18 protein-coding genes are annotated in these 24,552 nt (G+C 64.7%); all 18 read left to right on the top strand.

Features of this window, described 5'->3' with window-relative positions; genetic code table 11:
- Positions 1–299: 299 nt before the first annotated feature.
- The 18 genes from bilS to B5G02_RS08240 all read left to right on the top strand — a co-directional run bounded on the left by bilS (position 300) and on the right by B5G02_RS08240 (position 24,456).
- Positions 300–833 (top strand): flavodoxin family protein BilS, encoded by a 534-nt coding sequence (gene bilS / locus B5G02_RS08330; protein ID WP_019239914.1) that lies wholly within the window; start codon positions 300–302, stop codon positions 831–833.
- A gap of 155 nt (positions 834–988) precedes the next feature.
- The gene (locus tag B5G02_RS08325) at positions 989–2,197 is read left to right on the top strand and encodes a DUF362 domain-containing protein (RefSeq protein WP_019239913.1); all 1,209 of its coding nucleotides are present in this window, start codon (positions 989–991) and stop codon (positions 2,195–2,197) included.
- 280 nt (positions 2,198–2,477) lie between these two features.
- Entirely contained in the window at positions 2,478–5,024 is a 2,547-nt protein-coding gene (locus tag B5G02_RS08320; protein ID WP_241146207.1) for a hypothetical protein, read from the top strand.
- A 339-nt stretch (positions 5,025–5,363) separates the two neighbouring features.
- Entirely contained in the window at positions 5,364–6,401 is a 1,038-nt protein-coding gene (locus B5G02_RS08305; RefSeq protein ID WP_094335884.1) for a hypothetical protein, read from the top strand.
- Between the two features lie 355 nt (positions 6,402–6,756).
- Complete coding sequence (gene trhA / locus B5G02_RS08300) at positions 6,757–7,566, top strand: PAQR family membrane homeostasis protein TrhA (protein ID WP_241146206.1); 810 nt, start codon at positions 6,757–6,759, stop codon at positions 7,564–7,566.
- A gap of 123 nt (positions 7,567–7,689) precedes the next feature.
- A complete protein-coding gene (locus B5G02_RS08295) occupies positions 7,690–9,105 on the top strand; it encodes a hemolysin family protein (RefSeq protein WP_094335882.1) in 1,416 nt (471 codons plus the stop codon).
- Positions 9,106–9,516: 411 nt separating this feature from the next.
- Complete coding sequence (locus B5G02_RS08290; protein ID WP_094335881.1) at positions 9,517–10,137, top strand: hypothetical protein; 621 nt, start codon at positions 9,517–9,519, stop codon at positions 10,135–10,137.
- 213 nt (positions 10,138–10,350) lie between these two features.
- On the top strand, positions 10,351–10,767 hold the full coding sequence (locus tag B5G02_RS08285) for a YtxH domain-containing protein (protein WP_019239905.1): 417 nt from the start codon (positions 10,351–10,353) through the stop codon (positions 10,765–10,767).
- The gene (locus B5G02_RS08280; protein WP_094335880.1) at positions 10,767–11,549 is read left to right on the top strand and encodes a hypothetical protein; all 783 of its coding nucleotides are present in this window, start codon (positions 10,767–10,769) and stop codon (positions 11,547–11,549) included. Before B5G02_RS08285 ends, B5G02_RS08280 begins: the two co-directional genes overlap by 1 nt.
- 65 nt (positions 11,550–11,614) lie before the next feature.
- Positions 11,615–13,057 (top strand): polysaccharide deacetylase family protein, encoded by a 1,443-nt coding sequence (locus tag B5G02_RS08275; protein WP_094335879.1) that lies wholly within the window; start codon positions 11,615–11,617, stop codon positions 13,055–13,057.
- 207 nt (positions 13,058–13,264) lie between these two features.
- Positions 13,265–15,142: a magnesium transporter gene (locus tag B5G02_RS08270; RefSeq protein ID WP_094335878.1), complete on the top strand. Its 1,878-nt coding sequence runs from the start codon at positions 13,265–13,267 to the stop codon at positions 15,140–15,142.
- Positions 15,143–15,161: 19 nt separating this feature from the next.
- Positions 15,162–16,403, top strand: coding sequence for an Nramp family divalent metal transporter (locus tag B5G02_RS08265; protein ID WP_094335877.1), 1,242 nt, complete (start codon positions 15,162–15,164; stop codon positions 16,401–16,403).
- A 208-nt stretch (positions 16,404–16,611) separates the two neighbouring features.
- A complete protein-coding gene (locus B5G02_RS08260) occupies positions 16,612–18,852 on the top strand; it encodes an acyltransferase family protein (protein ID WP_241146205.1) in 2,241 nt (746 codons plus the stop codon).
- A gap of 323 nt (positions 18,853–19,175) precedes the next feature.
- A complete protein-coding gene (locus tag B5G02_RS10070; RefSeq protein ID WP_143758298.1) occupies positions 19,176–20,171 on the top strand; it encodes a hypothetical protein in 996 nt (331 codons plus the stop codon).
- A 260-nt stretch (positions 20,172–20,431) separates the two neighbouring features.
- Positions 20,432–22,348 (top strand): BglG family transcription antiterminator, encoded by a 1,917-nt coding sequence (locus tag B5G02_RS08255; protein WP_162609761.1) that lies wholly within the window; start codon positions 20,432–20,434, stop codon positions 22,346–22,348.
- Positions 22,345–22,746 carry a PTS lactose/cellobiose transporter subunit IIA gene (locus B5G02_RS08250; protein WP_094335874.1) on the top strand — a complete coding sequence of 134 codons (402 nt, stop codon included), beginning with the start codon at positions 22,345–22,347 and terminating at the stop codon, positions 22,744–22,746. The genes B5G02_RS08255 and B5G02_RS08250 overlap by 4 nt, the downstream gene beginning before the upstream one ends.
- A gap of 25 nt (positions 22,747–22,771) precedes the next feature.
- Positions 22,772–23,068 (top strand): PTS sugar transporter subunit IIB, encoded by a 297-nt coding sequence (locus B5G02_RS08245; protein WP_094335873.1) that lies wholly within the window; start codon positions 22,772–22,774, stop codon positions 23,066–23,068.
- A gap of 80 nt (positions 23,069–23,148) precedes the next feature.
- The gene (locus B5G02_RS08240) at positions 23,149–24,456 is read left to right on the top strand and encodes a PTS sugar transporter subunit IIC (protein ID WP_094335872.1); all 1,308 of its coding nucleotides are present in this window, start codon (positions 23,149–23,151) and stop codon (positions 24,454–24,456) included.
- Positions 24,457–24,552 lie beyond the last annotated feature (96 nt).

Raw genomic sequence — 24,552 nt, 5'->3', positions numbered from 1 at the left:
CTCATCTCGCTAATCGAGCTCGGGAGGGGCGGGAGCCCGTCGATGCGCGAGCGGTACCGCGCCTGGGTCGAGGACGGGTTTCCAATTCCCGCGGATCAGGGTTGACAAACAATAGGAGCGTCGCTTTTGTTGGTGTATGACCCCTCGCTACTTTCAGGGGTGCCTATAAAACGTTCGTTTCGCGCCGTTTGGTGTGGTGAGCGGCTGCAGATTGCGAAAAATGAGCCTTGCGGCGGCCTTCGCGCCGGTTTGGGGTACGGTAGGGAGCGAACGTCGAACGCCGAGGGCACGGAGGAAGCATGTCGTACGCGATTCTCTATAACAGCGCAAGCGGAAACACGCGGTCGGTAGCGGATGCGCTCGAGCGGGCGCTCGCGCAGGCGGGGGTTGAGGTCGTGTGGGGCGAGATTCGCTCCGGCGGCATGGAGGACGCGCTCGCCCTCGCAGCTCCTGCGGACGCCGTGCTCGTGGGGTTCTGGTGCGACAAGGGCTCCTGCACGCCGGAGGTCGCGGACGTGCTCGCAGGGCTTGCCGGCAAGCGCGTGTTCCTGTTCGGGACGGCGGGCTTCGGCGGGGCCCCGGAGTACTTCGAGCAGATCCTCGGCCGCGTGCGCGAGCACCTGCCCGAGGGTGCCGAGTACCTGGGCGGCGCGATGTGCCAGGGCAAGATGGGCGACGCCGTGCGCGCCCGCTACGAGGCCATGCTGGCCAAGCAGCCCGGCGACGCGCGCATCCAGGCGATGATCGAGAACTTCGACGCGGCGCGCTCGCACCCGGATGCCGATGACCTCGCGCGCATCGCGACGGCGGCAAAGCAGGCGCTCGGCCTCTAATCCACGATAAAAGCTGACTGATAAAAAGGTGACTGACACCTTTTTATCACGCGGGGGCATCGCCGTCTCGGGCGCAAGCCCTTGGTGACGCGACGTTTCTTAGCGGCAATCCGTTGCGCTACAATGAGGGGCACCGTCTCAACACGCATGGACGCATGGACAAGCACGAGGAGGAGCCCATGGAACCCGCCAAGGTGTACTTCACCGATCTGCGCACGCACGGCCGCGAGAGCCAGCTCGACAAGCTCAAGCGCCTCATCCGCCGCGCGGGTATCGACCAGATTGACTTCGAGAACAAGTTCGTGGCCATCAAGATCCACTTCGGCGAGCTGGGCAACCTGAGCTTCCTGCGCCCCAACTACGCGCGCGCCGTGGCCGACGTGGTGAAGGAGCTCGGCGGCAAACCGTTCCTCACCGATTGCAACACGCTCTACGTGGGCAGCCGCAAGAACGCGCTCGAGCACATCGACTGCGCGTACCAGAACGGCTTCACGCCCTATGCCACCGGCTGCCACGTGATCATCGCCGACGGCCTCAAGGGCACGGACGAGGCGCTCGTCCCGGTGAAGAACGGCGAGTACGTGAAGGAGGCCAAGATCGGCCACGCCCTCATGGACGCCGACATCGTCATCTCGCTCACGCACTTCAAGGGCCATGAGCAGGCGGGTTTCGGCGGCTGTATGAAGAACCTCGGCATGGGCGGCGGCAGCCGCGCGGGCAAGATGGAGCAGCACGCGGCCGGCAAGCCGACGGTGCACACCGAGCTGTGCATCGGGTGCCACGCGTGCGAGCGCATCTGCGCGCATGGCGCCGTGAGCTTTGAGGAGACCCGCGAGCGCGAGCTCAAGAGCGGCAAGACCGTCACCGTGCCCGTGGCGCACATCGACCACGACCGCTGCGTGGGCTGCGGCCGCTGCATCGGCGCGTGTAACCAAGACGCGGTGAAGCCGGGCTTCGACGCCGCGGTCGACGTGCTCAACTACAAGATCGCCGAGTACACGCAGGCCGTCGTGCAGGATCGCCCGAGCTTCCACATCTCGCTCGCCATGGACATCAGCCCCAACTGCGACTGCCATGCCGAGAACGACACGCCCATCGTGCCCGACTTGGGCATGTTCGCGAGCTTCGACCCGGTGGCCATCGACCAGGCGTGCATCGACATGGCGCTCGCCGCGCCGGCGCTGCCGAACACCGAGCTCACCGAGAGCCGCGCGAAGCTCGAGGCCGCGGGCGGCGTGCCCGAGCGCTGCGAGCACGACCACTTCAACATGACGCACCCGGACACCAACTGGCGCTCCATGATCGAGCACGGCGAGAAGATCGGCCTGGGCACGAGCCGCTACGAGCTCATCGAGGTGAAGTAGCCGAATCATCCGAACGCGCGCAGGCTGCGCAGGCGAGGCCGCCGCGGTGCCAAGGAGGTGCCGCGGCGGCCTTTTTGGTGCGCTCGGCGCGCTGGATGCGTTTGACGGGCGCGGGGCGCGCTTCGGTGCACCGCTTACGCGCGCGTTACCAAGGCGTTCCCGAACATTGACCGGCGCATGACCTGCGCAACATATGCCGTTCCTACAGTGGTAGGCGAGTGATGCCTGCGGTGCGACCCGCGCCGCGGGGATTCGCGCGACCACATGAGGAGGAACGTCTATGAGAAGGAAAGTGCTGGCAAGCGCGCTCTCCGTGCTGCTCGTCACCGCGTCGGTGCCGGTGCCCGCGATCGCCGAGGGCATCGACGAAGTGCAACCTGTCGCGATCGAGCAGGCGGCGGCACCGGAGGAGGCTGCGGACGAGGCCGCGGACGGTGAGCAAGTGCCGGCCGACAACGCGACCGAGCCGGCGGCCGATGAGGCCACGGCTTCGGATGCGGGCGAAGCCGTCGTGGATGAGGCCGCCGAGACGGAGAATGCCATCGCGGCGGAGGAGCCTGCTGCCGAGGCGACGGATGAGGCCGAGGGTGCGGACGCGGAGGCCGCCACGGTCGCCGATGTCGCCGATACCGCCGCTGCGACCCCGGCCACCCAGGCCGCCGGCGACCCATACGAGACCGAGGCCCCGGCTTATACCGCAGCCGATCTCGCGCGCATCTACGGCAGTGTGAGTTACCGTGTGGACGACGGTTCTTCGAAAAGCACCACGGTTGTGAGTGCGGACAACTTCGCCTACGTGGGCACACCGATGAAGAACAATGAAACGGGTGGCTGGAAAATCGTCACAACGCTCAAGGCAGATGGAACTGCCGATGATTATGGCTTGAAGAGCTGGGATCTTGGCGGTGTCGACCCTGCGTCGCTCCACATCGATGAGGATGTGTCCGATCTGAGTGTCACGTTCGAGACCTCGAGCGCTTCCGATGACAGCTGGGGCGTAGCAGCGAATGGCCGTGCATCGCTCGTGTTCACTGCCGCGGAGCAGTTGCCGGCTCAGCCTGCCCAGCCGGGCATCACAGATGTCATCGAGGCACCTGCTACGATCAACTACACGCTCAAAAACGCTGAAGATGGTACCTACGACGCTGCGGTCGCAATCGGTTCCGATGCGCGCATGGCGAGCATCTCGAGCGTGTACTGGAATGACGCGCTTTCCGCATGGGCGGTCGATGTGACGTTGCGGCAGTTTGACACGCCCGCGGACTACGGTATCGAGGTGCCGGCGTTTTTCGCGGGCGACTACGAGCTCGATGCCGATGCATCAACGCTCACGACGACCCTCGTGTATCAGGATGGCTCTTGGGAGCGCGCTTACGGCTCTACCGCAAACCTCGTGTTCACGGAGAAGGTGGCGAAGGCGCCTGAGTTCGACCTTTCTCAGGTGACGAGCAAGGTTTTGAGCTACGACATCACGGGTAACGGGCTCAAGCCCAAATCGTACGGCATGCGTGGTAACGAGATTCCTGCAAACATGGTCGAGAGCATTTCCGATCCCGTTCAGAATGAGGATGGCGGCTGGGATATTGTCGTGACGCTCAAAAACGGCACGGCGGCAGACTACGGCGTACCTGAGGGCTATCTGCGCGGACAGGCTGCTGAGGACATGGTGATCGACACCAGTGCCGAGACCAAGATGCAGTTCACCGCGAAGACTGATAACCCCACGGATACCACGTGGACTGTGTACGCAGGCGACAAGGCGGAGTTCACCTTTGTCTATCGGGAATCCGTGCCCACGGCGAACGCCGATGACCTCGCAGCTGTGTCCAACTCGGTCAACTATTCAATGCAGCGTGCGGAGGGCGGTGCCTACGAGGCGCGCACATCGATTGGTTCCACCGAGAACATCGAGAGCATCGGGGAGGTGTATAAGAACTCGGACGGCGCGTGGGCAGTGGACGTCACGCTGAAGTCAGACGCCGACCCTGCGGATTACGGTCTCGATAACGAGGTGGCAACGCAGGGCAAGCCGTACAAGCTCGACGTGGATTCCTCCAAGCTCGTGGCGACCTTCGTCTGGACGAAGGGAGTGCTTGGGTATTCGTGGAAGTGCAACGGAACGAACCAGGCGAAGCTCGTGTTCAAAGAGGTTACGGCTCCGGCGTTCGACATCAACAACGAGCTCAACACGTGGGGAACGGTGACGTACGACCTCAAGCATGCCGATGGCACGAGCGACCTCGACAACGGGACGCATCTGGTCAAGGCGGACAACATCGCGAGCGTGGGCGAGCCTTATCAGACGGCGGACGGCTGCTGGGCGGTTGACGTGACGCTCAAGGACACCGCGACGACCGACGACTATCAGGTTCCGAGCTGGAAGCTGCATGATGGCGACTACGCGCTCGACTCGGACGCCTCCGACCTCACCATGACGTTCCGCACGAACGGGCTCGATGGGACGACCTGGTATTGCTCCGGCTCCGATCGCGCGAACCTGGTATTCGCAGAGCAGGCCGATGCGCCGGGCGAGAATCCTGGCGAGGATACCGAGAACCCCGGCGAGGATACCGAGAAGCCCGGAACCGGCACCGGCACGGAGCAGCCCGGCGACGACACCAAGGTGCCCGTGACGGACGACGCCCAGGACAAGGGGAACGCTTCCGACGACCAGGCCAAGGACACCCAGGAGGCTGCTGCAGACGAGGACACCCTCACCCAGACGGGCGACCCTGCGGACGGCCTGGCGGTCATCGCCGCGGGCGGCGTGCTCGCCGTCGTTGCGGGCATCGAGCTCAAGCGTCGCAGCGCTGGCGAGCGCCTCTAAGCTGCGGCCAGGACTGCTTGGCTGAAGCGAATCGACTTTCCAAAGCGTCGCATAACTTGGGGGTGGAGCGCATATACGCGTTCCACTCCTGACGTATGCGACGCTTTTGGAACCGCCCGGAGCATATCGTGCGCCGCGTCGCCGGATGCGTCCCGCACCCCTACCCCCGGCGGCATCGCTCTCCGTCGTCCCCCTACATTTTCTTCGTCCAGGCACCGTTTTCCGCGTGTTCGCGGCCATGGTTCCGCTACCGTATCTCATAGAGGTGGGGCGCGGGGCCAGCGCGGTGCCCTGTGCCAGGATTGGGTGCTCGGCCTCGGGCGCCCGGGTGGGAGCGGTATGGATATCCCGGTTGTGCTTTCCCATAAGACCGCATGGCTGCTCCGGCGCACGAAGCACTTCGCGGACATGCGGGATCGCGCGCGCGAGCGCGGTCGGCAGTGCGGGGAGGGGCCGTTTCTCGAGGATGCCGACCTGCCGGATATCGGGCTGCGCGAATATGGCGCGCCGGCCCACACTGTCGTCCAGCGCATCACGGACGCGCTCGTATCCTGGGGCGTCCCCGCACAGGATGCCGCTGACATCGACGTGCTCGTGCCGTTCCACAACGACCGCGTGCGGTCGCGGCACCTCGCCTGCCATGTTCATGGCGGGATCGTGGGCGAGGAGAGCGTGCTCCCGGTGGCGCGCGGGCTGCTTTCCGTGGGGGATGCGCTCTGCTTCACCCAGGCCGCGACGTGGATGGACCGGCGCGCGCTCATAGAATTCGGCTACGAGCTGTGCGGCCGGTACTATCTGCCATTCGGGCAACCCTACGCCGAGCACGACCCGTATGCCTCGAAGCTCGAGCTATCGCAGGGTGTGGCGAGGCTCCGTGGGACGCGCGGCGTAACGGCTGCGCGCACCGCGCTCGCCTCGGTGTTCGACGGCTCTCGCTCGCCGATGGAGACGGCTCTGGCGATGATGGTGACCGCACCCCGTTCGCTGGGAGGCCTCGAGTACCGGCATGTTTCGCTGAACCATCGCCTCGATGTCCCGCGAGCGTTTTCCCGGTGCACGCCGTCGACCTATTACGAGATCGACCTCTTCTCCCCGACACGGAGCGTCGGCGTGGAATACGACGGCGAGGCGCATGGCGAGACGTCTCGGCGCGGCCATGACGCTGAACGCCTCAACGCGCTTTCACTCATGGGGTATGACATGAAGGTGCTCACGAGCGTCCAGTTCGCGCATCAGCTGAACATGCATCGAGCGATGAACGCCGTTGCGCAATCGCTGGGCATCAAGGTCGACCGCTCGGCACAATTCCAAAAGCGCCAGGACGAGCTGCGACGGTTCGTTATCCGGGGCTGGCTGGATGCCCGAAACGAGTCGTAGCGCGCGTCTGCTGAACGCGTCGGGCTACGCGCTGCTCCGGCCGCGCGGGGATTTGGGCGGACGGCTTCGGGTGCGCGGCTCCAGGTGGACGATCCCGGCGGGCGGCTCATCCGTACGAAAGCGTCGCATAACTCGGGGATGGACCGCGTATATGAGGTTGACCCTCGAGTTATGCGACGCTTCGGGGCTCTGAGCGCGCGTCCGAGCCGAAGGCGCGCCCCGGCATCGACGCCGGCGCACTCCGCGCCTCCCGCGCCCCGCATGTGGAACCGGAGGGGTTTCGCCCGCCCAAACTACACGACGTGTTTTTTGCTAGAATAGCGAACAGTCTATCTTGGGAGGAAAGCGTTTCGCGATGTCCGCTTCAAGCGACAGTTCCACACCACGAAGTACGACGGGCGCACCCGATGCGCCCGCTCTCGCTGCATCATCCGAGGACCCCTGCGCCACCTGCCGCAAGCGCCGGCGCTCGTGCCCCCGGTACCCGCGCGCGGCGAGCGACGCCGACGCCGACGGATCCGGCAAGGAGCTCCCGCGCTACACCTTGGGCGAGGAGATCGCCAACTCCATCACGCACGGCATCGGCTGCCTGCTCGCCATCGCCGGCCTCGTCCTGCTCATCGTGAAGGCGGCGCTCGGCGGCGGCGACCCCGCGCATCTCACCTCGGCCATCGTCTGCGGCGTGACGCTCATCCTCGAGTACCTCGCCTCGACGCTCTACCACGCCATCCAGGTCCCGGCGGCGAAGCGCGTGTTCCGCATCATCGACCACAGTAGCATCTACCTGCTCATCGCCGGCTTCTACACGCCGTTTTGCCTCATCACGCTCGCCGACGCGGGCGGCATCGCGCTGTTCGTGGTGGTGTGGGCGCTCGCCTTCGCCGGCATCTCGTTCGAGATTATCGGCCGCCAGCGCCAGCCCCGCTGGGTCACCATCATCATCTACCTCGTCATGGGCTGGCTCGTGGTGTTCCGCCTGCCCCAGCTCGTGGCGGCGCTCGACCCGCTCGCGCTCGCGCTCCTCACGGTGGGCGGCCTGTGCTACACCATCGGCACGGGCTTCTACCTGCTGAAGAAGATCCCCTACATGCACAGCGTCTGGCACCTGTGGGTGCTCGCCGGCAGCATCTTCATCTACATGGCGGTGATCCTCTTCGTGATCTAGCGCCCGTAACGCACGTCCCGGCGGCTCCGCCGCGCCCCGCGCCCGGCAGAGGGCCATCCGCCCGCGCGCCCGCGCCGCCGCCTTCCCGCACGCTCCCAACCTTGGAGGTTCGAACTCGTCCCTATGGGCATATTCATCTCGATCGTCGCAACCCTTCTACTCACCATCCTGAACGGCTACTTCTCCATGAGCGAGATGGCGCTCACCACCGCGAAGCGCGCCACGCTCGAGCACGACGCGGAGGAGGGCGACCGCCGCGCCGCGCTCGCGCTCGACCTCGCGAACGACTCCACGAACTTCCTCGCCACCATCCAGGTGGCCATCACGCTCGTGGGCTTCTTCTCCGCGACCGTCTCGTCCAACACGCTTTCCGAGCCGCTCACGGCATGGGTCGAGTCGTTCGGCATCGCGCCGCTCTCCGCCGTGGCTCCCGTGGCGTCGCCCATCGTCATCACGCTCATCGTGTCGTACCTCTCCATCGTCGTCGGCGAGCTCGTGCCCAAACGCATCGGCCTCTCCGACGCCGAGGGCATGGCGAAGTCCGTCGCCGGCCCCATCTCCGGCTTCCGCAAGGTCGCCAAGCCGCTCGTGTGGCTCACGCAGGCGAGCGCGAACGGCATCTCGGCCATCCTGGGCATCAAGAGCGCCGACGACCGCCAGAACGTCTCGGAGGAGGAGATCAAGTACATGGTCTCGGAGCAGGACACCCTGCTCGACGAGGAAAAGCGCATGATTCACGAGATCTTCGACCTCGGCGACGCCGTGGCGCGCGAGGTCATGGTGCCGCGCGTGGACGTGACCATGGCCGAGGACACCGACACCATCCAGCACGTGCTCGACGACATGCGCCGCACGGGCTACTCGCGCATCCCCGTCTACCACGAGGACACCGATAACGTGGTGGGCATCGCGCACATCAAGGACCTCATCGAGCTCGCGCTCTCGAGCCGCGGGACGGAGCCGGTCTCCGCGTGCCTGCGCGACGCGACGTTCGTGCCGGACACGAAGGACATCCTGCCGCTGCTCTCGGAGATGCAGACCGCGCATGAGCAGATGGTCGTCGTGGTGGACGAGTACGGCGGCACGGCGGGCGTCATCACCATCGAGGATATCGTCGAGGAGATTGTCGGCGAGATCGAGGACGAGTTCGACCCGGACAACAAGTACCTCACGCGGCTCAGCCGCCGCGAGTGGCTCGTGGACGGGCGCTTCAGCTGCGACGATGCGGTCGAGCTGGGCTGGCCCATCGAGGAGAGCGACGAGTACGAGACCATCGCGGGATGGATCCTCGAGGTGTGCGACGGCGTGCCGAGCATCGGCGAGACCTTCGAGGTCGAGGGCTACCGCTTCCGCGTGCAGTCCATGCGCGGCCAGCGCATCTCGCTCATCCGCGTCATCGCGCCGGAGGAGCCGGCCGCGAGCGATGCGCCCGACGATGCCGCCGCGGGGCAGGACGGCTCCGATGCCGCGGCGGCGGACCGGCAGGCGCGCGGCGCGAAGGGCGAAGAGCGCGCTGCGGACGACGAGATCGCGGGTTAGCCCCGGCGCGGCGCCGCGTTCCTGGCGCTGGGTGGCCAAAAATTCCAGTTTTGTGACGTCTTACCTGCAAAACGTTTGTGCGGTTTGCCAACCGCGCTGGTAGCGTCCGTCGTTATCCCAGCTATGGGAAGCGCGCACCCTGGTTTTCGCAGGATTGATGTCACAAATCTGGAAAAAATGGCCACAGGGTGTCGTGCACTGCCCGCGGCACCGTCCCGCGTTGCCGTTGCCGTCCTCATCGCGGGGCGCGCGCCGCGCCCGAACGGATTTTCGCGCCGCCGGTCGTCGCGCGTGCATGCGGATTCAGCCGAATAGGCCGCTTGCCGCCTTCAAGCGCCGCCCGATGCGCTACGATGGCAGGAGTGCGACCGAAGCCATCGCGGCCTGCGCGGCGGCGGGAGAGGGAGAGACATGTCCAGCCTGTTCAACATCATGAAGATCACGGTCGATGCACGGAAGCTGCGCGCCCGCGTGCTTGTGAACCCCGGCATGCCGCTCATGACCTCGGAGGATATCGAGGCGACGGCGCGCGTGTACTACCTCGCCCCCGCGATCGCCAAGCACGTGTGCCTGGGCGACGCCGGCCGCGAGTTCCAGGATTGCATGGGCGATACCGAGCTCGCGCACCTGCTCGAGCACCTGTCCGTCGAGATCATGAACGAGACGGGGCTCGCGGGCGAGATCTCGTGCGGGCGCACGCGCGGCGTCGCGGGCGACGACCGCCTCTTCGAGATCGAGCTCTCGTGCCCGGACGATGTGCTCGCCATCGGCGCGCTGTCCTCGGCGTCGTTCATGATGGAGTGGGCGTTCCTGCATCCGGAGGCGACCGCGCCCGATTTCCCCGGCACCGTCGAGGCGCTGCGGCAGATGGTGCTCGCGCTGCGCGGCGAGGCCGAGGGTGCGGAAGCGGCCGAGGAGTCCGGCGATGAGCGCATCGACACCGAGGAGGACGCGGTGGAGGCAGTCGCCGCGCCCGACGACACGGAGGGCTCCGCGCCCGTGTTCGGCGGCGCCGCCGCGCACGAGGAATAACGAGGGGCGACTGCTTGACGCCCGCGGCGACCGCCTGACGCCCGCGGCGACCGCACGACGCCGCGTTCGCGCAACGGAACAAGCTGGATGCAAGCCCGCCCGGAGGCGAACGGGCTCTGCACTCGTCCGGCCGTGCCATAGACCGGTGCCATTACGGGTATAATGAAGCGCATCTGCACACCGCTTCGGCGGAGTCAATAGAAGGGAACGCTCATGGGTAAGGGTTTCAGCTTCCTCGTCGGCGCCACGATCGGTGCCGCGGCCGGTACGATCATCGGCATCCTCGTCGCGCCGCGCTCGGGCGCGGAGACGCGTGCCATGGCGGCCGACATGGCCAATGACGCGTGGGACAACGCGCGCGACATGTACGACCAAGGCGTCGAGCAGGCGCGTGCCGCCATGAACGACTTCGGCCCCATGATGGACGCCAAGACCGACGAGCTCCGCGCCAAGGTCGACCTCGCCCGTGAGCGCATGGATCAGCTGCGCGAGACGCTCAACGACGCCATCGCCGGCGGCACCGTGACGCCCGCCGCGGACGTCGAGGTCGTGCCCGCTCCCGAGGCTTCCGCCGACGCTCCGGCCGATGCCCCTGCCGCCGCGCCCGCCGAGGCTCCCGCTGAGGCGTAATGCGCACCAAGGATTTCCAAGGGCTCAAGATCTACCGCATGCCGCCGGAGGCGAAGCGCACCCGTAAGGACGGCACGCCGCGCGACCCGAAGAAGATCGGCAAGATCCACTTCCCGGTGTTCACGCCGGATGGCGCGCGCGTGGTGGGCTTCATGGTTTCGCCGCCGGACGTGGCGGGCATGATCAAGCAGGCCGACCGCTTCGTGGCGCGCGACGTCATCCGCGTCTACGAGGGCGTGCTCGCCGTGCCGGACGCGAAGGACTCCTTCGACGCCGCCGCGGCGCGCCGCCTCGGCATCGACCTGGACGCCTGCATCATCTGGACGGGCATGGACGCCGTGACCGTCTCGGGCAAGAAGCTCGGGTACTGCGCGGACGCGGAGTTCGACCCCAAGACCGGCGCGGTCTCGCAGTTCTCGCTCACGAGCGGCATGGCGGCCACGGCGCTCGTGGGCACCGTCGACATGCCGGCGAGCTACCTCAAGGGCTATGCGGACGGCGCGATGATCGTGGACGACGCCGCGGCCGAGATCGGCTTCTCGGGCGGCGCGGCGGCGAAGGCGGGCGAGGCGAGCGCGAAGATCGGCGCGAAGGCGCGCACCGCCGCCACCTCGATCGACGATAAGGCCGCCGAGGCCATCAAGCGCGGCAGCTCGTCCATGGACAAGGGTGCCCGCGCGCTGGGCAAGCAGATCGGCAAGACGCGGGGCATGTTCTCCGCGTTCAAAGATGAGTTCAAGAAGGCTTCCTCGTCGTCCTCGACGCGGAAGCCGCGCGCGTAACCGCGCGATGCATACCATGCGGCGCGTCCCTTCCCGGGCGCGCCGTGCAACGGGGAGGAGCACCATTGCTCAACCACACCACCTCCTACCCGCCGAAGCGTCCTCAGCGGAGGCGCGGCAACAAGACGACGGGATACCAGCTGCCCCGCGGGCGCGCCCGAGCGCGGCATCGTCCCGGCTCGTCGTACGTGCACCATTCACAGGGGTTTGGCAGCGACACCCGTCGGCGCGCCATGCGCGTGCGCCGCGGTGGCGGCAGCGGCGGCCGGGGCAGCAAACGGCGCAATGCCCGGTGGCCCTACGTCCTCGTGATCGTGGGTTGCGCGGGGCTCGTCTTCCTTGCGAGCCTCATCGGCTACCTCAACCGCAGCGTGACCATCGAGCTCAACGGCAGCGACGCGAGCGTGCATATCGGCGCGACGATCGCGCAGGTCATTGAGGACGAGGGCTTCGAGGAGTCCTGCAACCCCGGGAACCTGCTCGCGGTCGACGACAGCATCATCACGCGCGGCGGCGGCGAGCGCTACACCGTGACGCTCGACGGGAAGGACGTCGACGCGGACGACTACGACTCCGTGAAGCTCGAGGGCGGTGAGAAGCTCGAGATCCACGACGGCGGTGACGTCTACGAGGAGCACGACGTGAAGGCGACCGAGATCGCCCCGGCCATCACCGTGAAGGGCAGCGGTGCCATCGGCTACGTGAGCCAGTGGGGCGTGCCCGGCCGCTCCGAGGTGTGGACGGGCAAGCTCTCCGGCATCACCGCCGACCGCGGCGTGGTGCAGGAGGTGCAGAACTGCGAGGTCACCTACCGTTCGGCCTCGCCGGACGACGAGGATACGCGCTACATCGCGCTCACCTTCGACGAGGGCCCGAGCGACTACACGCAGCAGATCCTCGACATCCTGGAGGAGAAGGGCGTGAGCGCCACGTTCTTCCTGCAGGGCGACGCGGTCGAGGCGGATCCTGCGTCCGCGAAGGCCATCGCCGAGGCCGGCCACGAGATCGGCTCGAACGGCTACAGCGACACCAATTACTCCGACCTCACGAGCGACGAGGTGCGCTCGCAGATCACGCGCGGCTTCGACGCCATCGAGGACGCCACGGGCGAGCGCGTGAGCCTGCTGCGTGCGCCGTACGCCTCGTTCAGCACGGAGAACTGGGCGCAGTGCATGGACCTTTTGAGTGGCGTGGTCTCGTGGAACCTCGATTCCGGCGACTGGCTCCTGCCGGGCGCGGACGAGGTGGTGGAGACCGTGGTGGGCTCCGCGGGCAACGGCAACATCGTGCTGCTCACCGATAACGACACCACGGGCGCGCAGCTCGTGGAGGCGCTGCCCGACATCATCGACCAGCTGAAGGCGGAGGGCTACACGTTCGTGACGCTGAGCGACCTCATCGCGACCGACGAGGACTTCGCCGACGTCGACCTTGCGAGCGTGTCGATGCCCGAGGACGCGGTGCTCCCCAACCTGCCGGCGGACGATGACGCGGAAGGCGAGGAGTAGCGGGCATTTCTGCTATAGTTGTCCCGGATTAAGGGTCACGAGAAAGGCATCAGGTGAAATCTAAACCTCGACCTCACAGTCGCTGACCCCTGCGGGTGCTCGTGCGCGCGCATGGGGTGACGACCCGGCGCGCCGCCTGCCGGTGCCGCCGCGCACGCATACGCTCATCGGTGCCGCCCGCCGGCGCCGGGGATGCAAAGGAGCACCATGAACTACCTCTCAGAGCTGCTCAAGCTGCCCGTTCTGGACGTGAACGGCGAGAAGCTCGGCGTCGTGAACGATCTGGGCATCGCCACGGGCGAGGTCTTCCCGCACGTGACCTCGCTCGCCTTCCAAGGCCCGGGCAAGACGCCGTTCATGATCAGCTGGCGCAAGTACGTCGACCACGTGGACGAGACCGGCGTGCACCTGAAGACGCGCGACACGGACGTGCGCTTCTCCTACCTGCAGCCCGATGAGCTCCTGCTCGCGCGCGACATCCTGAACAAGCAGATTGTGGACACGCAGGGCCTCAAGGTCGTGCGCGTGAACGACCTCAAGCTCTCGAGCTCCGGCGAGAACCAGCTGCGCCTGCTCGGTGCCGAGGTGGGCGGCCGCGGGCTTCTGCGCGCGATTCACCCCGCGCTCGAGCGCGTCGTCGCGCGCATCGCCCGCGCGGTGGGCAAGCCGCTCGAGGAGCACATCATCGCCTGGTCGTACATGGACCTCCTGGAGCGCAGCACCCAGACCATCAAGCTCTCCGTCTCGCACAAGACCCTCGACGAGTTGCACCCGGCCGACATCGCCGACATCATCGAGCAGCTCGACCCGCGCCTGCGCAGCCAGGTGTTCGCCCAGCTCGACACCGCGCAGGCCGCCGAGGCCATCAGCGAGTTCGATGACGACGAGCTCGTGGCCGAGGTCATCGAGGGCATGAGCGACCGCGACGCGTCGAGCATGCTCGCGCTCATGGACCCGGACGACGCGGCCGACCTCATCGAGGAGCTCGACTACGAGAAGGCCGAGAAGCTCCTGCGCCTCATGGGCGTGAAGGAGGAGCGCGCCATCCGCAACCTCCTGGGCTACGAGGAGCACACCGCCGGCCGCATCATGACGAGCGAGTTCGTGGCGCTGCCGGCGACGGACACCGCCGCCGACGCCATCGAGGCCATCCGCGCACTCGACGAGGACTTCGAGAGCATCTACTACGTGTACACGCTCGACACCACCGGCGCGCTCACGGGCGTGCTGAGCCTGCGCACCCTCATCGTCGCCGACCTGGACGCCCGGCTCTCGGACATCGCCTACCGCGACGTGGTGTGGGTGACGCCCGACCTCGACCAGGAGGACGTGGCGGACGAGATGACGAAGTACAACCTCGTGGCCGTGCCGGTGTGCGATGACGCGCGCCACGTGCTCGGCATCGTGACGGTCGACGACGCGCTCGACGTCATCGCCGAGGAGCACGAGGAGGATCTGCAGATCGCCGGCATGGCGACGGGCGAGGGCGGTTCGGGCGAGTCGCTGCACATCCTGTCGTGGTTCGCGCGCCGCTTCTACTGGGTGCTCGTGTGGGCGGTCGCCTCGGGCGTGATCGCGGGCGTGCTCGCAGGGCTCGGGGCGGCCCCGGAGCTCGCGCTCTTCCCGCTGTGCGCCATGCCCGTGGTGCTCATCGCCGCGAGCCGCGCCGTCTCCTTTGCGCGGAACTTCTACCTCGATTACGAGGAGTCGGACGACGACCGCGGCCCCTACCTGGGGTATTTCCTGCAGAGCGCGGGCGTGGGGATCGTGCTGGGCGCGGTGGTCTACCTCTGCGGCCAGCTCGTCCTGGGCGCCGTCTACCCCGAGGAGGCGCTCGCGGCCGTGGACGGGGCGCTCGCTGGCGCGGTGCTGCGCGCCCACGCGCTCTCGGCGAGCTTCACCTGCGCGGCGATCGTGGTGTTCGCGAGCTGCGCGACCTCCGTGGCCTATCTCAAGCTGCTCTTCTGGCGCGACGCGCGCGACCGCAACACCTCGGGCACGGCGCTCGGGCTCGCCGGCGTGCTCATCGCCTGCCTGGTGTTCTCGGCTGCGTCCGTGCTGGCCATCTACCTGCTCTTCGTGTAGCGGAACGGGGGGGCTTGCGGTGGCACGGGAGAAGACGCGCGCGCTCACGCTCACGGCGGTGCTCGGCGCCATGGGGCCGGGGCTCCTCGCGGCGCTCGCGGGCAACGACGCGGGCGGCATCGCGACGTATTCGAGCGCGGGCGCGAGCTTCGGCTACGGGACGCTCTGGATCCTGCCCATCATGGCGCTGCTGCTCATCGTGGTGCAGGAGACGGCGGCGCGCCTGGGCTGCGTGACGGGCAAGGGCTTCGCCTCGCTCATCCGCGAGCGCTTCGGCGTGCGGCGTTCGGCGCTCGCCATGGGCGCGCTCCTCGTGGCGAACACCGCGGTCACGATCTCGGAGTTCGCGGGGCTCGCGAGCGGGCTCGCCCTCTTCGGCGTGCCGGCCTCCATCTCGGTGCCGCTCATGGCGCTCATCATCTGGCTCATCACCATGAGCGGGAGCTTCCAGCGCATCGAGAAGATCCTGCTGCTCGTGAGCTGCGTCTTCCTCACGTACGTGGCGGCGGCCTTCCTCGTGGGACCCGACTGGGGCGCGGTCATGGCGGCGACGGTCATGCCGCGCATGGTGGCCGACCCGGACTACGTGTCGCTGCTCGTCGCGACCATCGGCACCACCATCGCGCCGTGGATGATTTTCCTCGCGCAGAACAACGTGGTCGATAAGAACGTGGACGAGAGCGGCATCGCGCTGCAGCGCGTCGACACCGTCTCCGGGTCCGTGCTGGCGTGCGCCATCGCGTGGTTCATCATCGTGACGACGGCGACCGTGCTCTATCCCGCGGGCATCGAGGTCACGGACGCCGCCGACGCCGCGCTCGCGCTCGAGCCCATCGCGGGCTCGTGGTCGACGATCCTCTTTGGCGCGGGGCTCGTGGCGGCGAGCTTCCTGGCCGCCTGCGTGTTGCCGGGCGTGACGTCGAGCGCCATCTGCGAGGCCTTCGGCTGGGAGCGCGGCGCAGACCGCACGTGGGAGGAGGCGCCCGCGTACCGCGGCATCATCACGGGGATCATCCTGTTCTCTGCGCTGCTCGTGATCATGCCGGGCATCGACCTGTTCGACATCATGATGAGCGCGCAGGTGATCAACGGCGTGCTGCTGCCCGTGCTCCTCGTGTTCCTCGTGCTCATCGCCGGCGACCGCCGCATCCTGGGGCGCTATCGCAACGGGCGCGTCTGGAACGTGCTCACGTGGGCGACGATTGCGCTCATCACGGTGCTCACCGTCGTGATGTTTGTCTTGCAGGCGCTGGGGTATTGATTGAGTACGGGCCTTCGATCGGGGTCCGATGTCGTGTTGGGCTCGTGCCGTCCCTGCGATTCGAGGTTGCGGGCGGCGTTCGCGGTCGTGGCTTTTGCCTGAAGCGCTCGTTTACGGGGGTGCGGGCGGGGGTCTTGTCCGGGCGGCACGCTATACTAGGCGCCTGGATTAGATGGACGGGGTTGTTTGTATGTCCGATGTGGCCAACATGAGGCGACAGCACAAGGGGGCGCGGGACGAGCGCCGCGGGAGGGACGCCGAGCGCGCGACGCGGGTCGCCGCGGGCGCGGGCGGCGCTGCCGGTGCCGCGGGCGCTGCCGCTCCTGCCGCCGGTGCGCCCTCGGCCGCGGCCTCGCGCCGGTCGCCGCGTTCTCGCTACATCCCCGCGCTCGACGGCATCCGCACCTTCGCCGTCCTCATCGTCGTCCTGTACCACCTGGGCTTCACCTGGGCACAGGGCGGCTTCCAGGGCGTCACGATCTTCTTCGTGCTCTCGGGCTACCTCATCACGCGGCTGCTGCGCATCGAGTTCGCGCGCACGGGCACCATCGACCTCAAGAGCTTCTGGACGCGCCGCATCCGACGGCTCGTCCCGGCGACCATCACGCTCGTCGTGGTCGTCGCGGTTTTGTGCACGTTCTTCAACCACGTGATGCTCACGAAGATGCGGCCGGACATCCTGCCGTCGCTCCTGTTCTTCAACAACTGGTGGCAGATCTTTAACAACGTGTCCTACTTCGGCGCGCTCGGCGATCCGTCGCCGCTCACGCACTTCTGGTCGCTCTCCATCGAGGAGCAGTTCTACGTGGTGTGGCCGCTGCTGCTCTTCGCACTGCTGCATTTCGGCGCGCGCCGGCGACCCATCCGTATCGTGGTCATCGTCCTCGCTGTCGCCTCTGCGCTCGAGATGGCGCTGCTCTACAACCCCGCGGTGGATCCGAGCCGCGTGTACTACGGCACCGATACGCGCGCGTTCGCCATGCTCATCGGCGCGTGGCTCGCGTTCGTGCCCACGCGCGCCATGAACCCGTTCCTGGATCATCGGCACCATGGGCACCACGGGGGTCGGAGGCAGCAGGCACACGGGGCCGATGCCCATGCGGCCGAGTCCCGGCCGGGCCTGCTGCGGCGGCATGCGCTCGACATCGCGGGCGCGGCCGCGCTCGCGGGGCTCGTCCTGCTCGTCGTGTACACGAACGGCTACACCGCGTTCACCTACCGCGGCGGCACCGTGCTGGCGGCGGTGCTCTCCGTCGTGCTCGTGGCCGCGTGCGTGCAGCCCGACGGCATCTTGGCGCGCGTGTTCGCGCTCAAGCCGCTCGTCTGGCTCGGGCAGCGCTCCTATAGCATCTACCTGTGGCATTTTCCGCTGTTCGCCCTCATGAACCCCGTGGGGGACGTGACCGCGCGCCCGTGGTGGGTGTACCTCATCGAATGCGGCATCGTGCTCGTGGCGGCCGAGCTCTCGTACCGCTTCATCGAGACGCCGTTCCGGAAGGGGGCGTTCGGGATGTTCCTTGCGCAGGCGAGGTCGCGCGGGTTCAGCTTGGGTGCGTACGTGCGGGCACGCCTCGTGCCCGTGGCGTGCGCGACCGCGCTCGTGATGGTGGCGATCGGCGGCCTCCTGTTCGTGCCGAACACCTCCGCGCTCAGCGCCGAGGGCGCGGCGCTCATCGAGGGCTCGCCGGACGCCTCGGCGAACGGCGGCGCGGGCGGCGCTGCCACGGACGGTGCGGGCGCGGGAGATGCTTCCGCGAACGGCGCCGGCGGCGCGAATGGCGCCGGCGGCGATGCAGCCAGCGCCGGCGGCGATGCCTCGAAGCCCGCGACGGACGAGAACGGGTTCCCGGTGGGCGCCTACGACGTGCTCATGATCGGCGACTCCGTGTCGCTGCGTGCAGTCGACCCCTTCAATGCGACGTTCCCGCACGGGCACATCGACGCCATGAAGAACCGCCAGTTCTCCGCGGCCGAGGATCTGTTCACGAGCTATGAGCAGCAGGGGCTCGCGGGGCGCGTGGTGGTGTTCGCGCTCGGCACGAACGGCAACGTCACGGACGATGCCGTCGACAGCCTCATGAAGCTCGTGGGCGACAAGCGCATCGCGGTGTTCGTGACCACGCGGAGCCCACAGGGGTGGGTCGCCTCGACGAACGACGCGCTCAAGCGCGCGGCGGATCGGTACGACAACGTGCGGATCGTCGACTGGTACGGTTATAGCGAGGGGCGCAACGACCTCTTCGACGGCGATGGCACGCACCTCTCGAGCCAGGGCGCGGACGAGTACGTCGCGCTCATCGACGACGCGATCAAGCCGTACCTGCCGTACCACTTCGAGGGCAAGACGCGCGATGACGCCATCGCGAACGTGAACACCATGGCCGAGCGCGTCGCTCGCGCCGTGCTCGCCCCGTTCGTGGTGGACGAGGCGGGATCCACGGGACGCTGAATCTTCAGGCAAGGAATGTCGTTTTATCGGGGCATCTCACTGTCCCAAGCGCCAATTCTTGCCTGAGGTTTTCTAAATCGGGGCTTTCAGGGATACGTATGTTTATTGACGAGCGCGGCGCGCACGCTCCGGCGTTGTTTAACGCCCTGGTCGTCAAATTTAAGCACTCAAATCTCTCTTATAATCTCCACATTTAGAAAAGCGTAGCGAATAAGCTGCAGCGATATATCCCGTGCAAGGTTTAGCGGGATTTCTGTCAGATTCGCCTGATAGCGTTTCCCCACACGCGACATTCGTTCGCGCGACGCGTAGGGGGGGCGAAGATGCGCAAGGCGGTATCGAAGCGAATCGATGAAGCGCTCGGGTGCGCTGAAGGCGAGGGCCTGCTCTTCGCGCCCAAGACACAGCGGGATATGCGTGCATGCCGAGAGCGGGTAGAGAAGGGGCTGCTTTGTGAGCCGTTTCCACGCCTTTTTGTACGAAAGGAATATTGGGACGGACTCAAAAGACAGGTACAGCCCTATCAAATCCTCCGAACGCTTTCCCGTCGATATCCAAACTGGGTGTTCTCATCGTACTCCGCTGCTTGTATCTGGGGTCTTGCGGTATCGCTTGAGTTGCTCTGCGACGTGCACCGGGCGGTTCCCGTCGGGTCGCATGCGGGAAGGTGCGGCCATGTCGTTAAGCATCCCGTGGGGATCGATGGTGCGCGTGTCGTGATGGGTACACGCGTCACCTCGCTTGAACAAACCATCGTCGACTGTTTGCTCGCGGCTCCATTTGACGAGGGGCTGGCTATTGCCGATAGCGCTTTGCGCGTGGGGAAGATGACGCGCGCTGCTTTGGCCGCCGTGCTTGAACGCCTTGGTCGTGGCAGGCATGGTATAGAAGGCGCTCGCCGTATCGCTGCATATGCTGATAACCGTGCTGAGAGCGGCGGTGAATCTATCGCACGGGCGGCCATCATCAGGGCGGGGTTTGCGGTTCCCGATCTTCAGACCATACTTCCAAATGTGCTCGATGCATCTCGGACGTTTCGGGTGGATGGTTCCTGGAAATTGTCCGATGGCCGCCTCATCGTTTTTGAATTCGATGGCGCTGAAAAGTACGAGCGATTTACAGGTGTGTCGGCGAGAACGCCATTACACGGCGCAGTGCGCAAGATGATGCGCGAGCGGCAGCGAGAGGCGCTTCTTACCGCGGTGTGCGATGCGGTTATTCGCTTCGATTATGCACTTGTGAAGAGACCCGGTGAGCTTGCGCGGCTGCTCAACAGTTACGGTATACCTCGAGTGCAGTGTGACCGACATACTGGATAGTTCAGGCAAAAAATGGCGCTTCATCTACATGCCTTACTGTGTCGAACGCCATTTTCTGCTTGAAGTTTCGTGCGACAAGTGTCCCGATTGCGTATCCTCTGACGCGTATTTCCAAAGTCCGTATTTAGTTGCAGGATTTGCCGTCTCGTGCGGCAAGGACTTGTTGTGGAAAAGCTTTCCGCGCCCTCATACGATTGATATATCGAGTCGGGATACCTTGCAGAGCATGCAGCGCAGAAGCCGGGCGAAGGGAGGACAGGGTGCAATTGGCCGCACGCGACAAAAGCCTCATCACGTTCGTGCGCGACCATGCTGGCATCTCGTCTGACGATCTCTCCCGCTATCTCGGCGTGAGCAAGCGCACTGTTCGTAGTCGCATCCATCATGCAAATGCTGCGCTCGCGGGCGTGGCAAGCATCGAGTACCGCGATGCGGGATATGAGCTCTTGGTACTCGACGATGAGAAGCTTGATCGTGCACTTGAGGAGGATGGCTCTGCAGACAAGCTACCTTCCACTCCAGAAGAGCGCGTGAACTATTTGCTTGATGATTTGCTCCAGCGGGGGGATTGGATTTCCATCGATCGTCTTGCGGAGATCCTGTATGTCTCACGGGCGTGCATTTCGCGAGACCTGAAGCATGTCGAGCGCGTCCTTGCTGAATACAACCTTGTTATTGAACGAAAGCCGCATCGTGGCATCAGAGTGCTGGGTTCAGAGATCGATCGACGACTTTGCCTTGCTTCAATGGCGCGCGAGGACGGTGGTAAAGCCATCTATCATATGTTCGACCGCGATGTGCTTGAACGTATTGCGCGTTGTTTGGAAGGCGAGCTCAGCTGTACGGATCTGTGTGTTAGCGAGTCGGCAAAACGGAATCTACTCATTCACATCGCTATCGCTCTTTTACGCATTGGTGAATCTCGCTATATCCCGCTTGATTCTGCGCATATCCATGATATGAGCGGAACGCGCGAATACGCTGCCGCAGAGCGCATCGCCCGTTCTATAGAACGCGAGATGGGCGTACAGCTGCCTTGTGAGGAGGTTACCTACATCGCGATTCACCTCGCAGGTCGTCAGACACTACCCGATTACGAGAACATCTCCGAGCCCTCAGTCATAACCGATGAGGTTTGGCAGGTTGTTTCGAGAATGCTCGACCTTGTATGGAAGACGTTCCGCTTCGATTTCCGCAACGATCTCGAGCTTCGTATGAATCTCGCGCGCCACATCGTCCCGCTTGCGTATCGCTTGCGATATCACATGAAGCTTGAGAATCCGCTACTCTCTGATATCACGACCCGCTTCCCGCTTGCCTACACCATTGCGGTGGATGCTTCGGCGGTACTGGCGACCACCTATGGCGCTCGCCCTTCAGAGGATGAGATAGGGTATCTTGCTCTTGCCTTCGCACTTGCGCTTGAGCGCCAGAAGCAGCCTGCTCCAAAGAAGCGCTTGCTGCTTGTATGCGCCTCCGGCCGTGGAACAGCGAAACTCCTCGAATATCGCTGTAAGCAGGAGTTCGGCGATTACCTCGATTCGATTCTGACCTGTGATTATACCCAGGTTAAAAACGTCGACTTTTCTCACATCGACTACGTGTTTACCACCGTGCCGCTTGATGCCGACTTGCCTGTCCCGGTACGTCAGATTGCGCTCTTCTTGGATGATGACGACGTTGCGGGAGCTCGTACGGCACTGAGCGAGCCTGTATCCCGAAATGGAGTTCGAAGGTTCTTCCGTGAGGAGCTCTTCTATCCGCACCTGAAGGCGCATGACGAGGCAGAAGTGCTGGACATGCTCTGCCGCAACCTTGCGTCGATCGGTGGCTATGGCCCTACGCTTCGCGAGCTGGTTCAGGCGCGCGAGGATCTTATGAGCACAGCGTACGGCAACGGCGTTGCCGTCCCGCATCCGCTCGAGGCGCTCAAGGGCAATACGCTCGCTTGCGTGGCGCTCCTTGATGAACCGGTGGCGTGGGGGCAGGAGGGCGTGTCCGTGGATACGGTGCTACTTGTGGCCTATGGCACCGATGACGTGTCAGAGATGAGCGAATTTCATCGCGTGGTCGTGAATTTGCTATTCGACAACGATGGCACGAGGCGTCTTCGCGAGATCGGAGATTTTGAATCGTTTTCGTCACTTATTGGAGAAGAGGAAGGAAGTGCATCATGACCGACAAGCAACAGGTCGCCGGCAATGATGAGATGAAGGAGTTTACTCCCGAAGAGCTCGAGATGCTTTCGTTCGGGCTTATCGGTTCGGCGGGTCAGGCGCGCAGCCTTGCATTCAGCGCTTTGAAGGCGGCGCGAGCGGGAGATTTCGAGCACGCGGATGAACTCATCACGCAGTCGAAGGAGGCTGCTATCGCCTCGCATGATCAGCAGACGAAGCTGCTTGTGCGTGAGGCGAACGGTATCCATACGCCCGTCGATGTAATGCTCGTGCACGCGCAGGATCACCTCATGACCGCCATGCTCGCACAGGAGCTTATCGAGGAGCTTATCCATTTGTACCGATGCAAGGAGGACCGTGCGTGTGCCGGCCCAGTTGCTGAGGATACGCAGGCGTAGGCGTTATAAGAAGGGAGAAAACGCCATGAAGGTACTGCTGGTATGCGCTCAGGGCATGTCGACGAGCATTCTCATGAAGAAGCTCAGGGGATATGCCGAAGAGCAGGGAATCGATTTCGAGATCAACGCGGTGGGCATTGGGTCGTTCAAGGAGGTGTGCGAGAAATACGACTGCATTTTGCTCGGACCGCAGATTAGTTATCGCAAGGATGAGGTCGTGAGGGGAACGACGCGCCCTGTGGGTGTCATTGCTCCGGCCGACTATGGCATAGGTCGTTGCGAAAACATCTTCAAACTTATTGACAGCCTGCTTCAGCAGTAGCCTGCGCGGCCAGTGCCCTTGCGACAGCTGTGCCCACATGGACACTCGAGAGTCTCAAGGAAACAAGGAGGGGAAACCATATGGCAATGGAAGACATTTTTAATAGTCCTGTGCTCATCAAACTGCAGGCGTTTGGCCAGAAGCTCGGAGCTAACCGCTTTGTCTCAGCGCTGCAGAATTCGATGATGTCGATGATGAGCGTGCTCATGGTGGGCGCCATCTCTCAGATTGTGTGCTCGATCGGTGGGCCCACCATGCTCAACCTGTACAGTACCGATAGCGCTATCTATCAGATCCTGTACACGCCGTACAATTTTACTACGAACCTTATTGCGCTGTATCTCGTGGCCATTTTGGGCTATCTGTATGCGCGTAACATGGAAGTCAAATCGCCCATCGTGACGGCTGTTCAATGCATCGCGTGCTTCCTGGTGGTTGCTGCGCCCTATACCACCGATGCTAACGGTACCGCTGCGCTCGCCTCTAGCTACCTCGGCGCTACCGGCATGTTCGTGAGCTTCCTCGTGGCGTTCGTGGTCGTTCAGGTCGAACATTTCTGCACGGTGCATAAGGTGTACATCAAGATGCCTGACATGGTGCCCGAGGCGCTCCAGAACAGTTTCGCCGGTATCGTTCCGTGCCTGTTCAGCATGGTGCTTTTCGTTGCTGCTTCGGCTGGCATCTCTGCTGCGACCGGAGGAGCCTACACGCTGGCTTCCGGTTTCCTGGCAGTGCTTTCTGTGCCGGTTTCCGCGCTCGTGTCGCTGCCCGGTATGTTCATCATCGTCGCCTTCGGTTGCCTTCTGTGGTGCTTCGGCATTCACGGTTACTTCGTGGTGTCCTCGTTCCTGAGCCCCGCGCTCTACGGGCAAATCGCCGAAAATGCCGCCCTTGTGGCTGCCGGGCAAGCCGCTGTTTTTGCACCGGCGCTCCTCTTCAATTGCATGGCAACGGTCGGCGGTTCCGGTTGCACCTGGCCGCTCGTGCTCATGGGCCTGCGTTCTAAGTCCGAGCAGATTCGCGCCGTCGCCAAGGTTGGTCTCGTACCCGGTTGGTTCAAGATCAATGAGCCGGTTACCTTCGGCATGCCCATCATGTACAACCCGATCCTTTCGATTCCGTATATTCTTGCGCCGCTGGTGAATATGGTCTGGTTCACCATTGGCTACATGACCGGTATCATCACCCCGCTGTGGATTCCCATGGGCGGCAATATCCCCATCGGTCTCGCCGAGTACCTGGGTTCGCTCAACCCCATGAACGCCGTGTGGTGCTACCTGGCAATCATTCCTACGGGCATCGTCTGGTACCCGTTCTTCAAGGCGTACGAGCATCAGCTTGTGAAGCAAGAGCAGGAGGCAGAGGCTGTCGAAGCTGCCAAGGCATAGACTCGATCTCGCTCGTTCGCCAATTCCATTTGCATGCGGCCGTGCTCTTTGCCGCTTGGCTCGCGCATGGTGCTTAGCGTGCAAGGTTTAGGAGTA

This window comes from [Collinsella] massiliensis, assembly GCF_002161605.1.
GTDB lineage: Bacteria > Actinomycetota > Coriobacteriia > Coriobacteriales > Coriobacteriaceae > Enorma.
This window is presented reverse-complemented; position numbering and strand designations above follow the sequence as displayed.

What these genes read in the sequence shown, in the direction of transcription:
- B5G02_RS08295 (WP_094335882.1), top strand. Translation starts at nt 7,690, where the DNA reads ATGGGCATATTCATCTCGATCGTCGCAACCCTTCTACTCACCATCCTG.
- B5G02_RS08320 (WP_241146207.1), top strand. Translation starts at nt 2,478, where the DNA reads ATGAGAAGGAAAGTGCTGGCAAGCGCGCTCTCCGTGCTGCTCGTCACC.
- B5G02_RS08250 (WP_094335874.1), top strand. Translation starts at nt 22,345, where the DNA reads ATGACCGACAAGCAACAGGTCGCCGGCAATGATGAGATGAAGGAGTTT.
- B5G02_RS08290 (WP_094335881.1), top strand. Translation starts at nt 9,517, where the DNA reads ATGTCCAGCCTGTTCAACATCATGAAGATCACGGTCGATGCACGGAAG.
- B5G02_RS08285 (WP_019239905.1), top strand. Translation starts at nt 10,351, where the DNA reads ATGGGTAAGGGTTTCAGCTTCCTCGTCGGCGCCACGATCGGTGCCGCG.
- B5G02_RS08280 (WP_094335880.1), top strand. Translation starts at nt 10,767, where the DNA reads ATGCGCACCAAGGATTTCCAAGGGCTCAAGATCTACCGCATGCCGCCG.
- B5G02_RS08305 (WP_094335884.1), top strand. Translation starts at nt 5,364, where the DNA reads ATGGATATCCCGGTTGTGCTTTCCCATAAGACCGCATGGCTGCTCCGG.
- B5G02_RS08260 (WP_241146205.1), top strand. Translation starts at nt 16,612, where the DNA reads ATGAGGCGACAGCACAAGGGGGCGCGGGACGAGCGCCGCGGGAGGGAC.
- B5G02_RS08245 (WP_094335873.1), top strand. Translation starts at nt 22,772, where the DNA reads ATGAAGGTACTGCTGGTATGCGCTCAGGGCATGTCGACGAGCATTCTC.
- B5G02_RS08325 (WP_019239913.1), top strand. Translation starts at nt 989, where the DNA reads ATGGACAAGCACGAGGAGGAGCCCATGGAACCCGCCAAGGTGTACTTC.
- B5G02_RS10070 (WP_143758298.1), top strand. Translation starts at nt 19,176, where the DNA reads ATGCGCAAGGCGGTATCGAAGCGAATCGATGAAGCGCTCGGGTGCGCT.
- bilS (WP_019239914.1), top strand. Translation starts at nt 300, where the DNA reads ATGTCGTACGCGATTCTCTATAACAGCGCAAGCGGAAACACGCGGTCG.
- B5G02_RS08270 (WP_094335878.1), top strand. Translation starts at nt 13,265, where the DNA reads ATGAACTACCTCTCAGAGCTGCTCAAGCTGCCCGTTCTGGACGTGAAC.
- B5G02_RS08240 (WP_094335872.1), top strand. Translation starts at nt 23,149, where the DNA reads ATGGCAATGGAAGACATTTTTAATAGTCCTGTGCTCATCAAACTGCAG.
- trhA (WP_241146206.1), top strand. Translation starts at nt 6,757, where the DNA reads ATGTCCGCTTCAAGCGACAGTTCCACACCACGAAGTACGACGGGCGCA.